This is a genomic window from Pseudomonas sp. PAGU 2196 (genome assembly GCF_022179005.1).
Taxonomy (GTDB): domain Bacteria; phylum Pseudomonadota; class Gammaproteobacteria; order Pseudomonadales; family Pseudomonadaceae; genus Aquipseudomonas; species Aquipseudomonas kermanshahensis.
Genome location: NZ_BNTL01000036.1, coordinates 36,377 through 58,223, shown reverse-complemented (window position 1 = coordinate 58,223; position 21,847 = coordinate 36,377). Strand labels below are relative to the sequence as shown.

The window sequence follows — 21,847 nt, the reverse complement described above, 5'->3', positions numbered from 1 at the left end:
CCCGGATTTCAGACCAAGGTCTCGATCCGCAGCGTATTAGTCGAACCCGGCTTGCCGAAAGGCACACCGGCGGTGATCAACAGCGTATCCCCACGGCTGGCCATGCCTTGCGCCTGGGCAATTTCCAACGCGGTCGAGCAGATTTCGTCAACCTGACGCAGGCGGTCGTTGACCACCGAATGCACACCCCAGGCCACGCTCAGGCGGCGCGCCGTGTTCAGGTTCGGCGTCAGGTTGAGGATCGGCGCCCGTGGCCGCTCGCGGGCGGCACGTAGCGTCGAAGCGCCCGACTCGCTGTAGTTGACCAGCACCGCCACCGGCAGAATGCCGCTGATACGGCGGATCGCGCAGCTGATGGCGTCCGACACGGTGGCTTCGGCTTTCGGCCGGCCAACGTCGAGCTGGGCCTGGTAGTCGGGGCCGTTTTCCACTTGGCGGATGATCTTGCTCATCATCTGCACGGCTTCCAGCGGGTAGTCGCCTGACGCGGTCTCGGCCGACAGCATCACCGCATCGGCACCCTCGGCCACGGCGTTGGCCACGTCGGTGACTTCGGCGCGGGTGGGCGCAGGCGAGAAGCGCATGGATTCGAGCATTTGCGTGGCCACCACCACCGGTTTACCCAGCTGGCGGCAGGTGCCGATGATGCGCTTCTGGATCTGCGGCACGCTTTCGGCGGGTACTTCCACGCCCAGGTCACCGCGGGCCACCATGATCGCGTCTGCCAGTTCGGCGATAGCCTGCAGCTGTTCGACCGCCGAGGGCTTCTCGATCTTGGCCATCAGGTAGGCACGGTCGCCAATCAGCTGGCGCGCCTCGACGATGTCTTCAGGGCGCTGCACGAACGACAGGGCCACCCAGTCAACACCCAGCTCCAGGCCGAAGGCCAGGTCGCGGCGGTCTTTTTCGGTGAGCGGGGAGAGGTCGAGCACCGCTTGCGGCACGTTGACGCCCTTGCGGTCGGACAGTTCGCCACCGTTCAGCACTTCGGTGTCGATGGCGTCACTGTGCTTGGCGGTCACGCGCAGGCGCAACTTGCCGTCATCGAGCAGCAGGTCCATGCCGGGTTCCAGCGCAGCGATGATCTCTGGGTGCGGCAGGTTGACCCGGCGGCTATCGCCCGGTGCCTTGTCCAAGTCCAGGCGCAGTGCCTGGCCACGTTGCAGTTGCACCTTGCCTTCAGCAAAACGGCCCACGCGCAGCTTTGGCCCTTGCAGGTCCATGAGGATGCCCAGCGGGTAGTTCAATTGCTGCTCGACTTCGCGGATCCACTGATAGCGCAGGGCATGGTCGGCGTGCTCGCCGTGGCTGAAGTTGAGGCGGAAGATGTTCACCCCGGCTTCGACCAGTTGGCGGATGTCGTCGATGCCGTTGATCGCAGGGCCGAGGGTGGCGAGGATTTTGACTTTTTTATCAGGCGTCATGATTGCGGAGTCTCGAGGATCAGAATGGCGCGGAAGTCGTTGACGTTGGTGCGTGTCGGCTCGGTGACGATCAACGCATCGAGCGCGGCGAAGTAGCCGTAGCCGTTGTTGTTGTCCAGCTCGTCACTGGCCGACAGGCCCAAGGCTTCGGCGCGGGCATAACTGCAAGGGGTCATGAAGGCGCCGGCGTTTTCTTCGGAGCCATCGATGCCGTCGGTGTCACCGGCCAGCGCGTACACGCCCGGCAGGCCCTTGAGGTTTTCGGTGAGGCTGAGCAGGAACTCGGCGTTGCGCCCGCCGCGGCCGTTGCCGCGTACGGTGACGGTGGTTTCGCCACCCGACAGGATCACGCAGGGTGCCTTGAGCGGCTGGCCGTGCAGAACGATCTGCCGGGCAATGCCAGCATGCACCTTCGCCACTTCACGCGACTCGCCTTCGAGGTCGCCCAGAATCAGCGGGCTGAAGCCAGCCTGGCGCGCTTTGACGGCGGCGGCTTCCAACGACTGCTGGGGCTTGGCGATCAGTTGGAAATGGCTGCGGGCCAGCGCCGGGTCATCGGCCTTGACGGTTTCCGAGGCTGGGTTGTTGAGCCAGTCGATGACGGCCTTGGGCGCTTCGATGTTGTACCGCTTGAGGATGGCCAAGGCGTCGGCGCTGGTGCTTGGGTCGGCGACGGTGGGGCCGGAGGCGATGACCGTGGCCAGGTCGCCCGGTACATCGGAAATGGCATAGGTGTAGACCGTGGCCGGCCAGCAGGCCTTGGCCAGGCGGCCGCCCTTGATCGCCGAGAGGTGCTTGCGCACGCAGTTCATCTCGCCGATGGTGGCGCCGGACTTGAGCAGCGCCTTGTTGATGTGTTGCTTGTCGGCCAGGGTCAGGCCCTCGGCGGGCAGTGCCAGCAGTGCCGAACCACCGCCAGAGAGCAGGAAGATGACACGGTCGTCTTCGTTCAGGTTGCTGACCAGCTCCAGCACGCGCTTGGCCACGGCCAGGCCGGCGGCATCGGGGACCGGGTGAGCGGCCTCGACCACCTCGATTTTCTGGCAGTTGGCGCCGTGGCCGTAACGGGTGACGACGAGGCCGGACACTTCGCCCTGCCAGCTTTTCTCGACCACTTCAGCCATGGCGGCTGCGGCCTTGCCGGCGCCGATGACGATGACCCGGCCGCTACGGTCGGCGGGCAGGTAGGGTTCGAGGACTTGGCGCGGGTGGGCGGCGGCGATGGCTGTGTCGAACAGCTCGCGAAGAATTTTTTGCGGATCGACCGACATGGCAGGCTCCCAAATTATTGTTGTTCTGCAGAATCGAAAACGCCCCTGGAACTGCCTCCGTGCAGGCCGAACCAGGGGCGGGTGTTGCTCGGTGTTGGCTTCTTCGCGGGCAAGCCCGCGAAGGGGCCAATGGATGCTTACTTGTCGTCGCGGATCGAGAAGTTGGCCATGTGCTCCAGGCCTTTGATCAGCGCCGAGTGGTCCCAGTTGCCGCCACCCAGGGCCTGGCAGGTGTTGAACACTTGCTGGGCGTTGGAGGTGTTGGGCAGGTTGATGCCCAGCTCCTTGGCGCCTTGCAGGGCCAGGTTCAGGTCCTTCTGGTGCAGGTTGATGCGGAAGCCTGGGTCGAAGGTGCCTTTGATCATGCGCTCGGCGTGCACTTCGAGGATTTTCGACGAAGCGAAGCCGCCCATCAGTGCTTCACGCACCTTGGCTGGGTCGGCGCCGTTCTTGGCGGCGAACAGCAGGGCTTCGGCAACCGCCTGGATGTTCAGCGCAACGATGATCTGGTTGGCCACCTTGGCGGTCTGGCCGTCGCCGTTGCCACCCACGCGGGTGATGTTCTTGCCCATGGCTTCGAACAGCGGCAGGGCGCGCTCGAAGGCTTTCGGGCAGCCACCGACCATGATGCTCAGGGTCGCGGCCTTGGCGCCGACTTCACCGCCGGACACTGGGGCGTCCAGGTAGGCGGCACCGGTGGCCTTGATCTTCTCGGCGAAGGCTTTGGTAGCGGTCGGCGAGATCGAGCTCATGTCGATCACGACCTTGTTCGGGCCGACACCTTCGGCCACGCCGTTCTCACCGAACAGGACGGCTTCCACCTGCGGGGTGTCGGGGACCATGACGATGATGAATTCAGCTTCCTGGGCCACTTCTTTCGGGTTGGCCAGGGCCACCGCGCCAGCGGCGATCAGGTCGGCCGGGGCGGCGTCGTGGTGGGTGGAAACGAACAGGCTGTGACCTGCTTTTTGCAGGTTCTGAGCCATGGGCTTGCCCATGATGCCGGTGCCGATAAAGCCGATTTTAGCCATGAGAGATTACCTCGTTGTATTTGTTGAATCTCGATGGAGCAGGCAACGCAGGCCCTTGTAGGAGCAGCCTTGTGCTGCGATGAGGCCGGTATGACAGGCAGATCTTCTAGCGCAGCGATGGCCTCTTCGCAGCACAAGGCTGCTCCTACACAGTGCGTATGCGCCCTTAAATTGCGTTGTGGGTCTTCAGCCAGCCCAGGCCCGCTTCAGTGGTGGTCAGCGGCTTGTACTCTGCGCCCACCCAACCCTGGTAGCCGATGCGGTCCAGGTGCTCGAACAGGAAGCGGTAGTTGATCTCGCCGGTGCCTGGCTCGTTGCGGCCTGGGTTGTCGGCCAGCTGGATGTGGTTGATCAGGTTCAGGTTGGCTTCCATCGTGCGAGCCAGGTCACCTTCCATGATCTGCATGTGGTAGATGTCGTACTGCAGGAACAGGTTGTCGCTGCCGACTTCGGCCTGGATTTCCAGGGCTTGCTTCGTGGTATTCAGGTAGAAGCCTGGGATGTCGCGGGTGTTGATCATTTCCATGACCAGGCGGATCCCGGCGGCTTTCAGTTTGTCGGCGGCAAACTTCAGGTTGTCGACGAAGGTCTTGCGCACCTCGGCGCATTGCAGGCCTTGCGGGCGGATGCCGGCCAGGGCGTTGACCTGGGTGTTGCCCAGGACCTTGGCGTATTCGATGGCCTTGTCGACACCGGCGCGGAACTCTTCAACGCGGTCGGGGTGGCAGGTGATGCCACGCTCGCCTTTGGCCCAGTCGCCGGCCGGCAGGTTGAACAGCACCTGGGTCAGGCCGTGCGCATCGAGCTGCTGCTTGATTTCGGCGGCGCTGAAATCGTACGGGAAGAGGTATTCGACGCCGCTGAAACCAGCATCGGCGGCGGCCTTGAAGCGGGCCAGGAAGTCCTGTTCGGTGAACAGCATGGACAGGTTGGCAGCGAAGCGAGGCATGAGTTGTCTCCTTGCGATGAAGGCCCCCAGGGCATGCCTGGGGGCGTCAGGCGATCAGTCCAGCATCGAGATGGCGGTTGGCGCGTCGTTACCGACCAAGGCCAGGTCTTCGAACTCGTTGACCGCGTTGATCTCGGTGCCCATGGAAATGTTGGTCACTCGCTCGAGAATCACTTCAACCACCACCGGCACGCGGAACTCTTCGGCCATCTTCTGCGCCTTGAGCAGGGCAGGGGCGATTTCGCCTGGCTCGAATACGCGGATGGCCTTGCAGCCCAGGCCTTCGACCACGGCGACGTGATCGACACCGTAGCTGGCGGCGTCGCTGGAGTTGATGTTCTCGAACGCCAGTTGTACACAGTAATCCATGTCGAAGCCACGCTGCGCCTGGCGGATCAGGCCGAGGTAGGCGTTGTTCACCAGCACGTGGACGTACGGCAGGTTGAACTGCGCGCCGACTGCCAGCTCTTCGATCATGAACTGGAAGTCATAGTCACCCGACAGGGCGACCACTTTGCGCGATGGGTCGGCCTTGACCACACCCAGTGCGGCAGGGATGGTCCAGCCCAGCGGGCCAGCCTGGCCGCAGTTGATCCAGTGACGTGGCTTGTACACGTGCAGGAACTGCGCGCCGGCGATCTGCGACAGGCCGATGGTGCTGACGTAGGTGGTGTCCTTGCCGAACACCTGGTTCATCTCTTCGTACACGCGCTGCGGCTTGACCGGCACGTTGTCGAAGTGGGTCTTGCGCTGCAGGGTGGCCTTGCGCTCCTGGCAGTCTTCCAGCCAGGCCTTGCGGCACTTGAGCTTGCCAGCGGCTTTCCACTCGCGGGCCACGTCGAGGAACACATCCAGCGCCTTGCCAGCGTCCGACACGATACCCAGGTCTGGGGTGAATACGCGGCCGATCTGGGTCGGTTCGATGTCCACGTGCACGAACTTGCGGCCTTCGGTGTAGACGTCGACGGAGCCGGTGTGGCGGTTGGCCCAACGGTTACCGATGCCGAACACCAGGTCGGATTTGAGCAGGGTGGCGTTGCCGTAGCGGTGCGACGTCTGCAGGCCGACCATGCCGACCATCAGGGCGTGGTCGTCCGGGATGGTGCCCCAGCCCATCAGGGTCGGGATGACCGGTACACCGGTCAGCTCAGCGAACTCGACCAGCTTGTCGCTGGCGTCGGCGTTGATGATGCCGCCGCCTGCCACCAGCAGTGGGCGCTCGGCGTCATTGAGCATTGCCAGGGCTTTTTCGGCCTGAACACGGGTGGCGGATGGCTTGTTGACGGCCAGCGGCTCGTAGGCGTCGATGTCGAATTCGATTTCAGCCATCTGCACGTCGAACGGCAGGTCGATCAGCACAGGGCCTGGGCGGCCGGTGCGCATTTCATAGAAGGCCTTCTGGAACGCGTAAGGCACTTGGCCTGGCTCCAGCACGGTGGTCGCCCACTTGGTCACCGGCTTGACGATGCTGGTGATGTCGACGGCCTGGAAGTCTTCTTTGTGCAGGCGTGCACGCGGGGCCTGGCCAGTGATGCAGAGAATTGGGATGGAGTCGGCCGACGCACTGTACAGGCCGGTGACCATGTCGGTGCCGGCAGGGCCGGAAGTGCCGATGCACACGCCGATGTTGCCTGGGTTGGCACGGGTGTAGCCCTCGGCCATGTGCGAGGCACCTTCAACGTGGCGAGCGAGGACGTGATCGATGCCACCGACTTTTTTCAGGGCCGAGTACAGCGGGTTGATGGCAGCCCCTGGGATGCCGAACGCGGTATCTACACCTTCACGGCGCATGACCAGAACGGCTGCATCGATTGCTCTCATTTTGCTCATGGGTTGTGCCTCATCGATTTTGTAATTGTATACAACTTGCTGTGCGGCAGAGTGTATTCACGCCTGCCTGCTTAGGTCAATGGATTTTCATCGGGGAGAATGGCTTTCGTCGGACCGCCCGTGAAAACGGCGTTCTGTCGGATCGAGTACGATCGTTTTAAAATATTGTATACAAAAATATCTTCTGTTGTGTTCTATTTGCGCTATTGGTTTTCAACTGCCCTTAGGGCTTCTCACAACAAGAAGAGGACCTTTTCATGAACGTTCTGAACCTGAAAGTCGCGGTAAGCCTGGTCAATGCTGCGCTGGCGGCAGGCCGCCAGATCAACGCTGCGCCGTTGACTGTGGCGGTGTTGGATGCGGGCGGGCACTTGCTGGCGCTGCAGCGTGAGGATGGCGCTAGCCTGATTCGGCCGGAAGTGGCCACCGGTAAGGCCTGGGGGGCTATTGCCCTGGGCAAGGGCTCACGCTTGTTGGCGCTGGATGCGCAGCAACGGCCGGCGTTTTTTGCCGCGTTGAATGGGCTGGGGGAGCGGCCGGTGGTGCCGGCACCGGGGGGTGTGCTGATTCGTGATCAGGACGGCAAGGTGCTGGGTGCGGTGGGGATCAGCGGGGATACGTCGGATATCGACGAGCAATGCGCAATCAGTGCGATCGAGGCGGTTGGGTTGAAGGCGGATGCGGGGGTGGCTGCCTAAAACTCTATTGGTTGTACTGGCCTCATCGCCGGCAAGCCGGCTCCCACACGTGCGGCGATAGCCTTTGAGGCTACACAGTTCGGGTGGGAGCCGGCTTGCCGGCGATAGGGCTGCAGAGCAGCCCCACTGGCCCTATCAGGCCGCCTCAGGCTCACAGCCTTTGAGCACCAGCCGAATGATGGTCTCGGCCGCCGCGTCATAATCACTCTCGGCCAGCTTGGCCTTGCCCGTCACCGCCGAAATCTGCCAATCGAAATCGGCATAGGTCTGGGTCGCCGCCCAGATGCTGAACATCAGGTGATGCGCATCCACATTGGCGATCTGCCCGCGCTCGATCCAACCCTGGATGCACTCGATATTGTGCCGTGCCTGCTCGTTGAGCTGCTCGACCTGGTTGGGCGACAAATGCGGCGCACCGTGCATGATCTCACTGGCAAACACCTTGGAGGCATGCGGCAAATCGCGGGAAATGCGGATTTTCGAGCGAATGTAGGCACTCAGCACTTCTTTAGGGTCACCGTCAGCATTGAACGGCGTCGAGGCCTGCATGATCGGCGCGATGATGCTCTCCAAGACCTCGCGGTAGAGGTTGTCCTTGGATTTGAAGTAGTAATACACGTTCGGCTTGGGCAGGCCGGCCTTGGCCGCGATATCGCTGGTCTTGGTGGCGGCGAAGCCCTTGTCGGCGAATTCCTCGCTGGCCGCGCGCAGGATCAGTTCCTTGTTGCGCTCGCGAATGGTGCTCATTGTCAGGGATCTTCCTCGTGTCTGGCCACCTCTAAGAGGGATCGGGCATGTTAGCACCGCGGCTGAAGGGCGCTCAAGGCAGCGACTTTCGGCTAGACTCCGGCACATTCATTTCACGGGAAACAGGCACATGGCAGGAAGCAGTCTACTGGTACTGATCGACGATATCGCCACGGTACTCGACGACGTGTCGTTGATGACCAAGGTCGCGGCGAAAAAGACGGCCGGCGTGCTGGGGGACGATTTGGCGCTCAATGCCCAGCAGGTGACCGGCGTGCGCGCCGAGCGCGAGATCCCGGTGGTCTGGGCGGTGGCCAAGGGCTCGTTCGTCAACAAGGCGATCCTGGTGCCGGCGGCGTTGCTGATCAGCGCCTTCATCCCGTGGGCGGTGACGCCGTTGCTGATGATCGGTGGCGCATACCTGTGCTACGAGGGGTTCGAGAAGCTGGCGCACAAGTTCTTGCACAGCAAGGAAGAGGACAGCGCGCAGCATGAGGCCCGCAAGGAGGCCGTGGCCGACGCCAGTGTCGACCTGGTCGCCTACGAGAAGGCCAAGATCAAGGGTGCGGTGCGCACCGACTTCATCCTGTCGGCCGAGATCATTGCCATCACCTTGGGGATCGTGGCGGATTCGCCGCTGCCCCAGCAGATCATCGTGCTGTCGGGCATCGCCGTCGTCATGACGGTTGGCGTTTACGGGCTGGTGGGCGGCATCGTCAAACTCGATGACCTGGGCCTGTGGATGACCCAGAAAGCATCCAAATTATCCCAGGCGGTCGGTAACGGCATCCTGCGCGCCGCGCCGTACATGATGAAGAGCCTGTCGGTAATCGGGACGGCGGCGATGTTCTTGGTCGGCGGCGGGATTTTGGTGCATGGCATCGCGCCCCTGCATCATGCCATCGAGGCCTTCAGCGTGGGGCGCGGTGGTGGGCTGACCGTGGCCTTGCTCAACGGCGTGGCCGGTGTCGTGGCCGGGGCCGTGGTGCTGGCGGTGGTCAGCGGTGTAACGAAGGTGTGGCGCGCCGTCAGGGGCTGACGACCACACCGCTCTCCTCCGGCTTCCAGGCCAGCAGGCCCTTGCTGAAGCCGTAGGCGGCGCTCTGGTAGTAGGCAATGGCCCGGCGTACCAACGGGTTGTCGTTGCCCACGGTGGTTTCATGGCTGTTGCCCAAGGCGTCTTCATGCACGCGCATGCCACCGCGTGGGCTGAGGATGGCCAGGTTTTTGCCGTCGAACAGGCCCAGGTGCTGGTAGTTGCCGATCAGTACGCGAGGTGGCAGTGCATCTTCCTTGAGCAGGTCGCGGCCGAAAAAGGTCGAGGTGTAGTCAACGTTGAGCAGGCCGAGCACGGTCGGCGCCAGGTCGATCTGGCTGGCCAGCTTGGCGTCCTCTCGGGGCGCGATGAGCTTGGGTGCATAGATCCACAACGGGATCTGGTAATTGCTCACCGGCAGGTCTTCCACGCCAGCGCTGCCAGCGGTGTGGTCGGCGACGAAGATGAACAGCGTGTTGTCGAACCACGGCTTGTGCTTGGCCGCCTGCAGGAACTGCGCGATGGCATGGTCGGTGTACTTCACCGCACCTTCACGGCCATCACCGGATGGAATGTCGATGCGGCCTTCCGGGTAGGTGTAGGGGCGATGGTTGGACGTGGTCATCAGTTGCAGGAAGAACGGCTGCTGCTTGGCATGGTCAGCGTCGGCCAGCTTCAGGGTTTGCCGATACAGGTCTTCATCGGCCATGCCCCAGGCGTTCTTGAAGCTGATTTCGCTTTCATCGATGCTGCTCTGGTCGACGATGCGATAGCCATTGCCACTGAAGAACGCATTCATGTTGTCGAAATAGCCGCGCCCACCGTAGACGAACACGGCATCGTAGCCCCTGGCCGTCAACTGCTGGCCGAGGCTGGCATAGCCGCTTTCGCGGCCGATGCGCTTGACGATCGAGCGCCCCGGGGTTGGCGGAATCGACAGGGTGATGGCTTCCAGGCCGCGGTCGGTGCGGGTGCCGGTGGCGTAGAAATTGTTGAAGTACAGGCTCTCGCGGCGCAAGGCGTCGAGGTTGGGCGTGAGGTTGCGCGCGTCGCCGTTGCTGCCCATGTATTTGGCGCTGAAGCTTTCGATGGTCACCAGGATGATGTTCGGGGTGCGCTGTGGGCCATGGGCGCTGATGTGGCGGCGAATGTCCTGTGGCTCCTGGCCCTGGAAACGGACGTCGGGTTCGGCCAGTTCCTGATGCATGTGCGCGCCGACGTCAGCTGCGTCGAGGCTGGCATAGAACTGTGTGTAGTCCAGTTCATTGTTACGGAAGGCGGCGAAGAACTGATACGGGCCGTTGCTGGCCAGCTCGCGCTGGTAGGCGTTGCCGCCTTGGCCGCGCGGAAACTGCTGATCGATTACCACGCCATTCAGGCCAGCCAGCGCCGCCAGCAGGGCAATGCCCAGTACGCGTTGACGCACGCTCGCGGTGGGGGCGGCCAGGGCCTGGGCCAGCGGTTTGCGCAGCAGCACCGCCAGCACCACTGCGACCAACGCGATAGCGCTGAGCAGCGTGGGCAAGGGGTAGGATTCGCGGATGTTGTCCAGTACTTCCTTGGAGTAGACCAGGTAGTCGACGGCGATGAAGTTGAAGCGCACACCGAATTCGTCCCAGAACAGCCATTCCGACACTGCGACGAACAGCATCACGAACAGGCTGACCACCAGCAGCCCGGTCAGCAGCCCACGATGGGCGCGCGTACGCCACAGCGAGGTCGGGCAAAGCGCCAGGCATACGCCGATCGGCAGGGCAGCATAGACAAGAAAACTCAGGTCGTAGATTGCCCCGTCAAAAAACAATGAGAAGTAATTACCACTGACTTCATCCAGGTGGGTTACCAGCAATACCAACCGCGTCAGTAAGAAAATGCCGAACCAGAGTGAGCAAAGTAGTACCAAGTAGCGCCAAGGGGCGGCGAGGGTAGTGCGCATCAAATAGCCCTGTTGTCTTTTTAGTTGTGCAGAGGGCGGCAGGTTAGATCAGCGTTTGCAAAAAAAATGTCAAAATTTTGCGGTGCGCACAGAGAAAGTCAGAATTATAGTTAGGCACTGTCGCTTACAGACTTGATGGGGAGGTGTGCACATGTTCGGCAATGTATTGACCTACGACGCCTATCACTTGGCGTTGTATCTGATCACGGCGATTGCCTGGGTGAGCCTGGGCTTTGGCTTCCTGCTGAGCGGGATAGACGTGCAGGCGCTCTACAAGGGCTGCGCGATGTTCGGCGTGGCGCTGACCATCAGTGTGGTGATGCTGGTGGTGGATATCCTGCAGATGCTTGAGCACCATCAGGTGGAGATGGCATTGGTGATAGTGGGTATTATTCTGCCGGCTGGGGTTGTTTTGACCTACAAGGCAAGTTATTTGTTAGGTAGGTTTTCTCCTAAAAGCTTGTAAGAACTTTCTTACAACTTAATGCGTGACAGCGTCACCGGTTAGCAACGCTGTCACGTTTCAGCGGCTTAGAAGTGTACTTTTACCAAGAAGCTCGCTGTGTTTTGGTCAGTGGTAAAGGCATCGGAGTCCTTGATGCCGTATTTGTTCTTCCAGTAATCGTATTCAAAACCTACATACAGCTGCTTCTCACCCAGATGTAATGCTTTGCCCAGGTCATATTTGACCTGTGGGTTGAAGTGCAGGTTGGCTTGGTAGGTGCCGCGACGGTTCTCGTCGTTGTCCACGACCCAGTCCATGAAGCCGTCGATGAGGATGTCGGACGAGCCCACAGGAATGGTGTAGGACCAGACCGGGGTAATCTGCCAGACGTTGTCACCCGCGCGGCTGCCGTCGGTGGTGCGCTGGTAGAAGTTCAGCTGGAAGTAGTCGAAGCCTGGGATGTCCAGGTCGAAGCCCGGGCCGATCAGGTAGGACTCGGTATCACCCTCGCCGAACTCGTAGGTCATCGCCAGCAGCACGTCCTTGACCGGGCCAAACGCCAGCTTCTGGTCGAAGATCTTGCCAAACGACAGGCGTGGGCTGATTTCACCGTAGTAGGTGTTGGGGCCGTTACCCGCGTCTTTCTTGCCTTGGTAGAAGATCTTGTCGACGAAAATGAAGTTGTCGCCGTACTTCCAGCCATCGGCGTGCTCGAAGGTCACGGTTTGCTGGATCTCGGGGTTGACCTTGAAGTTCTTGCCCCACAGGTAGGTGAGGCTGTTGTTCTGCCACTGCAGCAGGTCGCCGCCGAAGGTGGTGCCGCAGGCCAGCAGGCCGCCGGCGAGGATCAGGCTGTTGATGGTACGCATTGCGAGTGTCGCTCCCTTGATTGATCTGTTGTCAGCGCTCGGTGTTGGCGCTGTTTTTGTCTTTTGAGTCAGCTTTTTTCGATAGGCCACAGCTGTTTGGCAAGAGCTGAGCCAACTTTTCCGGGCTGGCACAACCTTCCTGCTCGACTTCGTTCTGAACGGATGAAAAGGGTCTTTCAGGCTGGCAACACGTTGGCCAACCGCCCGTATTCATTGACTGAGCGGTCAGTAAACGCAGGCAGAATCCGTTCTGCCCTGATCGAGGGGGCGCGCAGATTACTGGCTTGCGCGCCGGTCCTCAAGTGCTCCGTCCTGGAGCGGTGTGAATCAAACTTGTGCGTTTGGTCAGGTTATTAGAAATGGACTTTGATCAGGGCGCTTGCAACGCTCTGGTTGCTGTCCACATTGCCGCGGCTGTCGATGCCGTATTTGTCCTTCCAGTAGCTGTATTCAAAGCCCACGTACAACTGCTTGGCACCCAGGTTCAGGGCCTTGCCCAGGTCGTATTTGACCTGCGGGTTGAACTGCAGGTTGGCGTGGTAGGTGCCACGGCGGGTCTGGTCGTTGTCCACGACCCAGTCCATGTAGCCGTCGATGAGGATGTCGGACCTGCCCACGGGAATGGTGTACGACCAGGCCGGGGTGATCTGCCAGACGTTGTCGCCGGGGCGGCTGCCCTCGGTGTTGCGCACGTAGAAGTTCAAGGTGAAGTAGTTGAAGCCGGGGACGGCCAGGTCGAAGCCGGGGCCGATCAGGTAAGCCTCGTTGTCGCCTTCGCCACGCTCGTAGGTCATGGCGATGAGCACGTCTTTGATCGGGCCGAATTCGAATTTATGGCCGGTCATCTTGCCAAGCGACAGGCGTGGGCTGAACTCACCGTAGTAGGTGGTCACGCCTTTGCTGCGGTCGGCCTTGCCGTTGTAGAAAATCTTATCGACGAACATGAAGGTGTCGCCGTACTTCCATTTGTTGGCGTGCTCGAACGTGATGGTCTGCTGAATATCAGGGTTGACCTTGAAGTCCTTGCCGTACAGGTAGCTCAGGCTTTCGCCGTGCCATTGCAGCCATTCGCCTGCATGCGAGGGGAGGGTGGCCAGCAGGCTGCTGCCCAATAACAGGGACGTGGTGATGCGCTTCATGTCGTGATTCCCGGACTTATTGTTTTTGTTGGCGGTTTTTTTAGCGCGCAGGGGCGCCCCGAGCGGCCCATTCCGGCGGGCCGACGGTGTAGCGGTTACTGCGGGTGTGAGTCAGGGGCGGCCATTGCACCGCCCCCTCTGGCTCAGTGCTGGTGACAGGCGTCGTTATGCGCCGCGCGGTCGGCACCCCCGAGGATGTTGAACAGCACGTTCAACACCAGGGCGCTGACCGTGGCCATGGCGATGCCACTGTGGGTGATCGGTTCCATCCACTGCGGCATTTGTGCGAAGAACTCCGGGCGTACGACGGGGATCAGCCCGAAACCGACACTCACCGCAACCAGCAGTTGGTTGCGACGGTCGCCGATGTCTGCTTCCTGAAGGATCTTGATCCCGGTGGCGGTGACCATGCCGAACATGGCGATGGACGCGCCGCCCAGTACCGCAGGCGGGATCGAAGCAATCAGGAAGGCCGCCTTGGGCAGCAGGCTGAGCAGGATCAACAGCGCACCGGCCACCACGGTGACGTAGCGGCAGCGTACCCCGGTCATCTGCACCAGGCCGATGTTCTGGGCGAACGAGGAGTGGGTGAAGGTGTTGAAGAAGCCCGCGACAAACGACGCGCCGGCATCGCACAGCAGGCCGCGACGCAGCATGCCAGGCGTGACTTCACGATCGGTCACCTTGCCCAGGGCGAGGAACATGCCCGTGGACTCGACGAAGATGATCACCACCACCAGGCACATCGACAGGATCGGTGCCAGGCTGAAGGTCGGCATGCCGAAGTGCAGTGGGGTGACCACTTGCAGCCACGGTGCGTCTTTCAGGCCGGTCAGGTCGACCATGCCGATGGAGCCTGCCAGGATGTAACCCAGGCCCATGCCCACCAACACCGAAACGTTGACCCAAAAGCCACGCATGAAGCGGTTGATGAGCAGGATCACGGCCAGTACCAGGCCTGCGACCATCAGGTAGATGGGCGAGCCGAAGGCTTCTGCCTCATGGCCGCCACCGGCCCAGTTGACCGCGACCGGGAACAGCGACAGGCCGATCGAGGTGATCACGGTACCGGTAACCAGGGGCGGGAAGAAGCGTACGACCTTGGACATGAACGGCGCGATCAGCATGCCGAAGAACCCGGCTGCGATGGTCGCGCCGAAGATCCCCTGCAGGCCGACGCCGGGCATGCCGGCCATGGCCACCATGCTGCCGACGGCGGCGAAGCTGGCGCCCATCATCACGGGCATGCGGATGCCCACCGGGCCGATACCGAACGACTGGATGATGGTGGCGACGCCCGCGACCAGCAGGTCGGCGTTGATCAGGAAGGCGACTTCTTCACGGGACAATCCGGCGGCTTGGCCAATGATCAAAGGCACGGCAATCGCGCCTCCGTACATCAACAGCACATGTTGCAGGCCTACCAGGATCAGTTGGAACAGGGGCAGAGGCTGACGCGGCGGCGCAACGGGAATGTACGCCTTGCGTGACTCGGACATGCAGCACCTCGAGTTTTGTTTTTATTCTCGGATCCAAGCGCCAGGCTGCAGGCCTGGGCGCTCGATGCTTGCTAGTTGCGTATTGCCTTGAAACAGAGGCCGGACAGGCCGGCCTCTTCGCGGGTAAACCCGCTCCCACCGGGAGCGGTGTGTGCCCGATGGGTCAGTTGACCGGGGCGCCTTTGGCGATCCAGTCACCGACGAGCTTGCGCTCTTCGGTGGTCATCTGGGTGATGTTGCCCAGCGGCATGATCTGGCTGGCGACCGCTTGCGCCTGGATGCGCGCGGCTTGGGCCTGGATCTGCTGCGGGGTGTCGAACATCACGCCGGCAGGGGCGGCGCTGAACAGTGGGCTGGTCGGCTTGGACGAGTGGCACACGGTGCAGCGTTCCTGGATGACATTGTGGATCTTGTCGAAGCTGTCGCCGCTTGCCTGAGCAGTGGCTTGCGCCGGTGCAGCAGGGGCTTCGGCGGGCTTGCTGGCCTCCTCGGCGCGCAGCTCGGCAGCCGTCTTGCCGCCGACGGCGGTGGCGGGCAGCGGTTGGTACTCGATCTTCGCGGCTGCTTGCTCAGGGCTGACGGCCATTGGCTTGGGGCCGGTGACGTAGGCCAGGCAGATCATCGCCAGGGCGCCGACGGGCAGGGTCCAGGCGTACTTGCTGCTGTCGTGACGGGTGTTGAAGTAGTGACGGATCAATACCGCCGCCACTGCAATGCCGGCCAGGATCAGCCAGTTGTACTGGCTACCGTAGGTGCTCGGGAAGTGGTTGCTGATCATGATGAACAGCACCGGCAGGGTGAAGTAGTTGTTGTGACGCGAACGCAGCAGGCCTTTGGCCGGCAGGCGTGGGTCAGGCGTGGTGTTGTTCTCGATTGCAGCCACCAGCTGGCGCTGGGCCGGCATGATGATGCGGAACACGTTGCCGACCATGATGGTGCCGATGATCGCGCCGGTGTGCAGGTATGCGCCACGGCCGCTGAATACCAGGCTGAAGCCCCAGCACGCAGCGATGATCAGCACGAACAGCACGCCACCCAGCAATGCTGGGCGCTTGCCCAGCGGCGAGTCGCAGAGCAGGTCGTAGATGAACCAGCCGGCCACCAGCGAACCGATACCAATGGCCACGCCCTCGGCACCGCTCAGGGTGCTGCCAGGGGCCAGCAGGTACAGGGTCGGGTTCCAGTAGAACACCACGCACAGCAAGGCGATACCGGACATCCAGGTGAAGTAGGCTTCCCATTTGAACCAGTGCAGGTTCTCGGGCATTTTCGGGGGTGCCAGCTTGTACTTTTCAAGGTGGTAGATACCACCGCCGTGGATGGCCCAAAGGTCACCCGACAGCCCGTCACGCGGATTGCTCCGGTTCAGGTTGTTTTCCAGCCAGACGAAGTAGAACGATGCACCGATCCAGGCGACACCGGTGATCATGTGAACCCAGCGAATGCTCAGGTTCAGCCATTCGTGAAGGTGTGCTTCCACAGTATGTACCTCTGCCGATCACCTTACGATGATCGACCTTTTCTTATTGGTGGGGATTGAGGATCAGCATCTGTTCCTCGGTGAAGTAATGCTCATCGCAGTTGTTGCCAGAACCACTGCGATCAACCACCAGGAAATCATCCCGCTTTTCGATCGTAAGCACCGGGTGGTGCCAAACGCCGCGATGGTAATTGATGCCCTGCCTGCCGTTACTGCGGAAGGCGCGGACCAAGCCTGATACAGGTGCATCGCCAACGGGCGCGACCACGATCAGAAAGGGGTTGCCGAGCAGCGGGATGAAAGCCTGGCTGCCCAGCGGATGGCGTTCCAGCATGCGTACGGTCAGCGGCATGTCCAGCGCGTCGGCGCGGAAGATGCTGATGATCGCTTTGTCTTCAGGCTCGGCGGTTTCGACCGTGGCGAGCTTGTGAAAGCGCATGGTCGAGCCGTTGTTGATCATGAAGTGGTCGCTGCCATCGGTTTCGATCACGTCACCGAAGGGGGCGAAGGCTTCTTTGGTCAGGGGCTCGATCATCAGGGTGCGCATGCGGTTATCTCTTCTATTGTTCGTTTTCTGAATGAGGTTCGGCTGTTGCTTACAGCTGCAGCAGACGGAACAGGGCGATCAGGTTGATCTGCGCCAGGGCTTCCTTGAATTCGGCATCCGTGTCGTTGTGGATGCGTTTTTCGAAAGCGGCGAGGATCTGGTGCCGGTTGCTGCCCTTCACGGCCATGATGAAGGGGAACTGGAACTTGCCCTTGTAGGCGTCGTTGAGTTCGGTGAAACGGGCGAACTCTTCGGCGGTGCACTGGTGGATACCGGCGCCGGCCTGCTCGTTGGTGCTCGATTCGGTCAGCTCGCCCTGGATGGCGGCTTTGCCGGCCAGGTCCGGGTGAGCGTTGATCAGCGCCAGCTGGTCGGCGTGGTTGGCGCTGAGCAGGATGTCGCTCATGCGCTGGTGCAGCACTTCGATCTCGTCCAGCTCGCTCAGGTTGCCCAGGCCATAGGCTTTTTCAGCGACCCACGGCGAGTGCTCGTAGATGTCGGCGAAGGCGGCGACGAAGGCGTCGCGGCCCAGGGTCGATGGCGTGAGGGTCTTGAAAGCGGTCATCAGGCGTTCTCTTTCTTGTACGGGTGGGTGGTGTGCCAGTGGCGGGCGATGTCCGCGCGACGGGCGAACCAGACCTGGTCATGGCTCTTGGCGTAGTCGACGAAACGCTTGAGCGCGGCCAGGCGCGCCGGGCGGCCGACCAGCCGGCAGTGCAGGCCGATGGAGAGCATCTTCGGCGCTTCGGCGCCTTCGGCGTACAGCACATCGAAGGCGTCCTTGAGGTACTGGAAGAACTGCTCGCCGCAGTTGAAGCCTTGTACCTGGGTGAAGCGCATGTCGTTGGTGTCCAGGGTGTAGGGGATCACCAGGTGCGGCTTGCCGGTGGGGTTGTTCGGCTCCCAGTAGGGCAGGTCGTCGTCGTAGGTGTCGCTGTCATAGAGGAAGCCACCTTCCTCCATCACCAGGCGGCGGGTATTCGGGCCGGTGCGGCCGGTGTACCAGCCCACAGGGCGCTCGCCGGTCAGTTCGGTGAGGATGCGGATGGCTTCGAGCATGTGCTCGCGCTCTTGGGCCTCGTCCATGTTCTGGTAGTCGATCCAGCGGTAGCCGTGGCTGCAGATCTCGTGGCCGGCTTCGACCATGGCGCGGATCACATCCGGGTGGCGCTGGGCGGCCATGGCCACGGCGAACACGGTCAGCGGTACGCCGCTGTCCTTGAACAGCTTAAGCAGGCGCCACACGCCGGCACGGCTGCCGTACTCGTACAGCGACTCCATGCTCATGTTGCGTTGGCCCTGCAACGGCTGGGCGGCGACCATCTCGGACAGGAAGGCTTCGGACTCTTTGTCACCGTGCAGGATGTTGCGCTCGCCACCTTCTTCGTAATTGAGGACGAAAGACAGGGCAATGCGGGCGTTGCCCGGCCATTGCGGGTGAGGTGGGTTGTTGCCGTAACCGATCAGGTCGCGAGGATAGTCAGCGCTCACTGCAGTCTTCCTTCTTGTGTGTTAGTGCGGGGTGGGCGGGCCGCGTCGGTATGTCGCACCACCGGATGGGCTGATTGTATACAACTTCTGAAATCTTTTGTAAGCCTGTTTTTCCGCATTTCTTCCCTTTTGTCGCCTGAGAATCCCTTGCAATAAACCTGCCTGATTGGTCAGCTAATGACGTTGGCCTCGGCACGGTGCCTGTATTTGCGACTGTTGGCGGGTTTGCCTGGGCCGCGACGGATGGGTTTAAAAAATTGTGTACAATTTTGCGGTGGAATGTCTTAATAACGTCATTCCCGCACATCGCAGGCCGGTTGGCGTGATGATGGCCGTGTATTTTTTGCCCACAGATTGAACAAGAGGCGACAAGCAATGGGACGTTTGACCACACACGTACTGGATGCCGCGCATGGCTGCCCGGGCAGCTCGATCAAGGTCGAGTTGTACCGTGTCGAAGGCCAACAGCTGGAGCTGGTGAACACCGCCCTGACCAACAGCGATGGCCGTGTTGATGCGCCGTTGCTGCAGGGTGACGATTACCGCACGGGCGTTTACCAGTTGCAGTTCAGCGCTGGCGATTACTACCGCGCTCGCGGTGTGCAACTGCCGGCCCAGGCGTTTTTGGATGTTGTCGTGCTGCGCTTTGGCATCGACGAGAAACAGGAGCATTACCACGTGCCGCTGCTGATCTCGCCGTACAGCTATTCGACCTATCGCGGAAGCTAGTTGGTCGCTAGAAGAATCTTCGTAGGTCCTTTGGCCCGCTCTCACACTGGCGGGCTTTTTTTCGTCTGGTGTTTTTGTGTTGCCTCAACTGGCCTCTTCGCGGGCGAGCCCGCTCCCACAGAGATCGCGTCGCTCTGCCGGGCAGTGGAGGACACCTGTGTGCGGGCTTGCCCGCGAAGAGGCCAGTTGAGGCACCAAAAAAGGGCGCCGAGGCGCCCTTTGTGAGTGCAAGTGGGTGTCAGAGGAACACAAACTTGGCAATGAAAATCGCACACAGCACCCACAGGCTGGCCGAGATTTCCTTGTACTTGCCAGTCCCCGCCTTCAGCGCCACATAGGTGATGAACCCCAGGGCAATACCGTCCGCGACCGAGAAGGTCAGCGGCATCATGATCACCGTGACGATCGCCGGAATGCTGTCAGTGGCTTCGTCCCAGTGGATGTGGGCCATGCTGCCCATCATCAGCATCGCTACATAGATCAGCGCACCGGCAGTGGCATAGGCAGGAATCATCCCCGCCAGCGGCGCGAAGAACATCGCGGCGACGAACAGCAGGCCGACCACGACGGCAGTCAGGCCCGTACGGCCACCCGCCGCAACCCCCGCAGCACTTTCTACATAGCTGGTCACTGGCGGTACGCCGACCACGGCACCGAACACGCTAGAAGCACTGTCGGCCTTCAACGCCCGTGACAGGTTTTCGATGCGACCATCCGCGGCCACCAGGTTGGCACGCTGCGCCACGCCCATCAGGGTGCCGGCGGTGTCGAACATGTGCACGAAGAGGAACGCCAGCACCACGCTGATCATGCTGACGTTGAACACGCCGGCCACATCCATGGCCATCCAGGTGGGCGCCAGGCTTGGCGGCATCGACATCACCCCGCCAAATTTCACCAGGCCCAGGCCCCAGCCGGCCAGGGTGACGCCGATGATGCTGATCAGGATCGCGCCGAACACCCGCTTGTAGCTGAGGATGGCAATCGACAGGAAGCACAGCGCCGCCAGCAGTGGGCCGGGTTCATGCAGCGAACCGAGCTTGATCAGCGTCGCCGGGCTGTCGACGATGATGCCTGCAGTCTTGAGGCCGATCAGCCCGAGAAACAATCCGACGCCGGCCCCCATTGCATGGCGCAGGCTCAGCGGGATGCTGTTGAGCAGCCACTCGCGCACTTTTGACAAGGTCAGGAACATGAACAGCACACCCGACACGAACACCGCGCCCAGTGCCGTTTCCCAGTTGTAGCCCATGGTGCCGACCACGGTGTAGGTGAAGAAGGCATTCAGGCCCATGCCGGGCGCCAGGCCCACCGGCCAGTTGGCGTACAGGCCCATCAGCAGGCAGCCCAGCGCGGCGGCAATGCAGGTGGCGACGAACGCCGCGCCGTGGTCGATGCCGGCGTCAGCCATGATGTTGGGGTTGACGAAGATGATGTACGCCATGGTGATGAAGGTGGTCACCCCGGCGATCATTTCGGTTTTGACGGTGCTGCCATGTTGCTTGAGTTTGAAAATCCGCTCCAGCCAGCTCGTTTCGAGCGGTGGGGCGAGATCCAGCGTAGGGGCTTCGGATTTGCGGCTTTCCACAGCGGGTACTCCTCAAGTCTTTCTTGTTGTTTTGGAGCCATTGTCCTGCGCTTGCACTTGGCGGCTCCGCGAGGGAAGGCAGACGCCTGACCGTTTTGTTGACTTATTGGTCAGGAAGTTGCACGGTGGATTATGCTTTTGTGTACAAAGAAAGCAAATAATGTTTTATCTTTTGTGTGCGCAATGCGTCGTACAACGGCTATATAGGTAAAAGGCCACCTGCAGAAACGGCTCAGCCTGTGTACAATGGCGCCATACTTTCCTTCGTGCCTCGAGAGCCCATGAACGAACAGCTGCAACCTCTGAAAAAACCTGTGCGCGCTGGCAAGGCCGGGCGCAGCGGTACCCAGGACGACATCGTCTACGCGCATATTTTCGAGGCGATCCTCGAACAGCGTCTGGCGCCGGGCACCAAGTTGAGCGAGGAAGCGCTGGGCGAGATCTTTGGCGTCAGCCGCACCATCATTCGTCGCGCCCTGTCGCGCCTGGCCCACGAAAGCGTGGTGCTGCTGCGGCCCAACCGCGGTGCGGTGGTGGCCAGCCCGACGGTGGAAGAGGCACGCCAAGTATTCTTCTCGCGGCGCATGGTCGAACGCGCCATCACCGAACTGGCCGTGCAGCACGCTACCCTCGAACAGCTCAACGAGCTGCGTCAGATGGTGCGTGAGGAGCGTGACAGCTTCTCCCGTGGTGACCGCGGCGCGGGCATCCGCCTGTCTGGCGAATTCCACTTGAAGCTGGCCGAGGCGGCGGGTAATGCGCCGTTGGTCAGTTTCCAGCGCAGCCTGGTGTCGCAGACCTCGCTGATCATTGCCCAGTACGAAAGCGGCAACCGCTCGCATTGCTCGTACGACGAGCACATGCAGCTGATCGATGCCATCGAAGCGCGTGACGCCGAGCAGGCGGTGAGCCTGATGATGCATCACATGGACCACATCGACAGCAAGCTGAACCTGGACGAAGAAAGTGCTTCGGACGATCTGCATGCGGTGTTTTCGCATCTGCTGAAAAAGCCCAAGGTTGCTGCCAAGGGTTGATCGTTTGCTTGTATGAACTAGGGGCCGCTTTGCGGCCCCTGGTCATTACTGGCCATAAACCAAACGTCTGCTAAATTCTTGTGAGCAAACCTTCATCAAGC

20 protein-coding genes are annotated in these 21,847 nt (G+C 61.4%); 5 read left to right on the top strand and 15 right to left on the bottom strand.

Going from position 1 to position 21,847, the window contains the following annotated elements:
• Positions 1-8: 8 nt before the first annotated feature.
• From pyk to gcl, 5 genes are all read right to left on the bottom strand, one after another.
• On the bottom strand, positions 9-1,424 hold the full coding sequence (pyk, locus tag MFF34_RS26055; RefSeq protein WP_238217376.1) for a pyruvate kinase: 1,416 nt from the start codon (positions 1,422-1,424) through the stop codon (positions 9-11).
• Positions 1,421-2,695, bottom strand: coding sequence for a glycerate kinase (locus MFF34_RS26050; RefSeq protein ID WP_099428673.1), 1,275 nt, complete (start codon positions 2,693-2,695; stop codon positions 1,421-1,423). The genes pyk and MFF34_RS26050 overlap by 4 nt, the downstream gene beginning before the upstream one ends.
• A 137-nt stretch (positions 2,696-2,832) precedes the next feature.
• On the bottom strand, positions 2,833-3,726 hold the full coding sequence (locus tag MFF34_RS26045; protein WP_099428674.1) for a 2-hydroxy-3-oxopropionate reductase: 894 nt from the start codon (positions 3,724-3,726) through the stop codon (positions 2,833-2,835).
• Positions 3,727-3,892: 166 nt separating this feature from the next.
• Positions 3,893-4,675, bottom strand: a complete 783-nt coding sequence (hyi, locus tag MFF34_RS26040) for a hydroxypyruvate isomerase (RefSeq protein ID WP_238217374.1) — start codon at positions 4,673-4,675, stop codon at positions 3,893-3,895.
• 54 nt (positions 4,676-4,729) lie between these two features.
• On the bottom strand, positions 4,730-6,505 hold the full coding sequence (gene gcl / locus MFF34_RS26035) for a glyoxylate carboligase (RefSeq protein WP_238217372.1): 1,776 nt from the start codon (positions 6,503-6,505) through the stop codon (positions 4,730-4,732).
• Between the two features lie 257 nt (positions 6,506-6,762).
• Between gcl and MFF34_RS26030 the strand changes: the two genes are divergently transcribed.
• Positions 6,763-7,203, top strand: a complete 441-nt coding sequence (locus tag MFF34_RS26030; protein ID WP_027592967.1) for a heme-binding protein — start codon at positions 6,763-6,765, stop codon at positions 7,201-7,203.
• A gap of 135 nt (positions 7,204-7,338) precedes the next feature.
• Here MFF34_RS26030 and MFF34_RS26025 read toward each other — a convergent pair whose 3' ends face one another.
• Entirely contained in the window at positions 7,339-7,950 is a 612-nt protein-coding gene (locus MFF34_RS26025) for a TetR/AcrR family transcriptional regulator (RefSeq protein WP_099428678.1), read from the bottom strand.
• 130 nt (positions 7,951-8,080) lie between these two features.
• Here MFF34_RS26025 and MFF34_RS26020 point away from each other — a divergent pair, with 130 nt between their 5' ends.
• Positions 8,081-8,989, top strand: coding sequence for a DUF808 domain-containing protein (locus MFF34_RS26020; RefSeq protein WP_238217370.1), 909 nt, complete (start codon positions 8,081-8,083; stop codon positions 8,987-8,989).
• On the opposite strand, the gene MFF34_RS26015 is transcribed toward MFF34_RS26020, so the two are convergent.
• The gene (locus tag MFF34_RS26015) at positions 8,979-10,922 is read right to left on the bottom strand and encodes an LTA synthase family protein (protein WP_238217368.1); all 1,944 of its coding nucleotides are present in this window, start codon (positions 10,920-10,922) and stop codon (positions 8,979-8,981) included. The genes MFF34_RS26020 and MFF34_RS26015 overlap by 11 nt on opposite strands.
• A gap of 151 nt (positions 10,923-11,073) precedes the next feature.
• Here MFF34_RS26015 and MFF34_RS26010 point away from each other — a divergent pair, with 151 nt between their 5' ends.
• On the top strand, positions 11,074-11,388 hold the full coding sequence (locus MFF34_RS26010; RefSeq protein ID WP_238217366.1) for a hypothetical protein: 315 nt from the start codon (positions 11,074-11,076) through the stop codon (positions 11,386-11,388).
• Between the two features lie 65 nt (positions 11,389-11,453).
• On the opposite strand, the gene MFF34_RS26005 is transcribed toward MFF34_RS26010, so the two are convergent.
• The 7 genes from MFF34_RS26005 to puuE all read right to left on the bottom strand — a co-directional run bounded on the left by MFF34_RS26005 (position 11,454) and on the right by puuE (position 18,392).
• The gene (locus tag MFF34_RS26005; protein ID WP_027592962.1) at positions 11,454-12,236 is read right to left on the bottom strand and encodes an outer membrane protein OmpK; all 783 of its coding nucleotides are present in this window, start codon (positions 12,234-12,236) and stop codon (positions 11,454-11,456) included.
• Between the two features lie 353 nt (positions 12,237-12,589).
• Positions 12,590-13,375 carry an outer membrane protein OmpK gene (locus MFF34_RS26000; RefSeq protein ID WP_085272528.1) on the bottom strand — a complete coding sequence of 262 codons (786 nt, stop codon included), beginning with the start codon at positions 13,373-13,375 and terminating at the stop codon, positions 12,590-12,592.
• 143 nt (positions 13,376-13,518) lie between these two features.
• The gene (locus MFF34_RS25995) at positions 13,519-14,874 is read right to left on the bottom strand and encodes a nucleobase:cation symporter-2 family protein (protein WP_027592960.1); all 1,356 of its coding nucleotides are present in this window, start codon (positions 14,872-14,874) and stop codon (positions 13,519-13,521) included.
• A 163-nt stretch (positions 14,875-15,037) separates the two neighbouring features.
• A complete protein-coding gene (locus MFF34_RS25990; protein ID WP_099428683.1) occupies positions 15,038-16,354 on the bottom strand; it encodes a urate hydroxylase PuuD in 1,317 nt (438 codons plus the stop codon).
• 43 nt (positions 16,355-16,397) lie between these two features.
• Positions 16,398-16,901: an ureidoglycolate lyase gene (locus MFF34_RS25985; protein ID WP_027592958.1), complete on the bottom strand. Its 504-nt coding sequence runs from the start codon at positions 16,899-16,901 to the stop codon at positions 16,398-16,400.
• Between the two features lie 49 nt (positions 16,902-16,950).
• Positions 16,951-17,466 carry a 2-oxo-4-hydroxy-4-carboxy-5-ureidoimidazoline decarboxylase gene (gene uraD, locus MFF34_RS25980; protein ID WP_238217364.1) on the bottom strand — a complete coding sequence of 172 codons (516 nt, stop codon included), beginning with the start codon at positions 17,464-17,466 and terminating at the stop codon, positions 16,951-16,953.
• Positions 17,466-18,392 carry an allantoinase PuuE gene (gene puuE, locus MFF34_RS25975; protein ID WP_027592956.1) on the bottom strand — a complete coding sequence of 309 codons (927 nt, stop codon included), beginning with the start codon at positions 18,390-18,392 and terminating at the stop codon, positions 17,466-17,468. Before puuE ends, uraD begins: the two co-directional genes overlap by 1 nt.
• Before the next feature lie 375 nt (positions 18,393-18,767).
• Here puuE and uraH point away from each other — a divergent pair, with 375 nt between their 5' ends.
• The gene (uraH, locus tag MFF34_RS25970) at positions 18,768-19,121 is read left to right on the top strand and encodes a hydroxyisourate hydrolase (protein WP_027592955.1); all 354 of its coding nucleotides are present in this window, start codon (positions 18,768-18,770) and stop codon (positions 19,119-19,121) included.
• 238 nt (positions 19,122-19,359) lie between these two features.
• Here uraH and MFF34_RS25965 read toward each other — a convergent pair whose 3' ends face one another.
• Positions 19,360-20,709: an NCS2 family permease gene (locus MFF34_RS25965; protein WP_099428685.1), complete on the bottom strand. Its 1,350-nt coding sequence runs from the start codon at positions 20,707-20,709 to the stop codon at positions 19,360-19,362.
• A gap of 281 nt (positions 20,710-20,990) precedes the next feature.
• On the opposite strand from MFF34_RS25965, the gene MFF34_RS25960 reads away from it, so the two are divergent.
• Positions 20,991-21,746 (top strand): GntR family transcriptional regulator, encoded by a 756-nt coding sequence (locus MFF34_RS25960; protein WP_027592953.1) that lies wholly within the window; start codon positions 20,991-20,993, stop codon positions 21,744-21,746.
• The last annotated feature ends 101 nt before the right edge of the window (positions 21,747-21,847 follow it).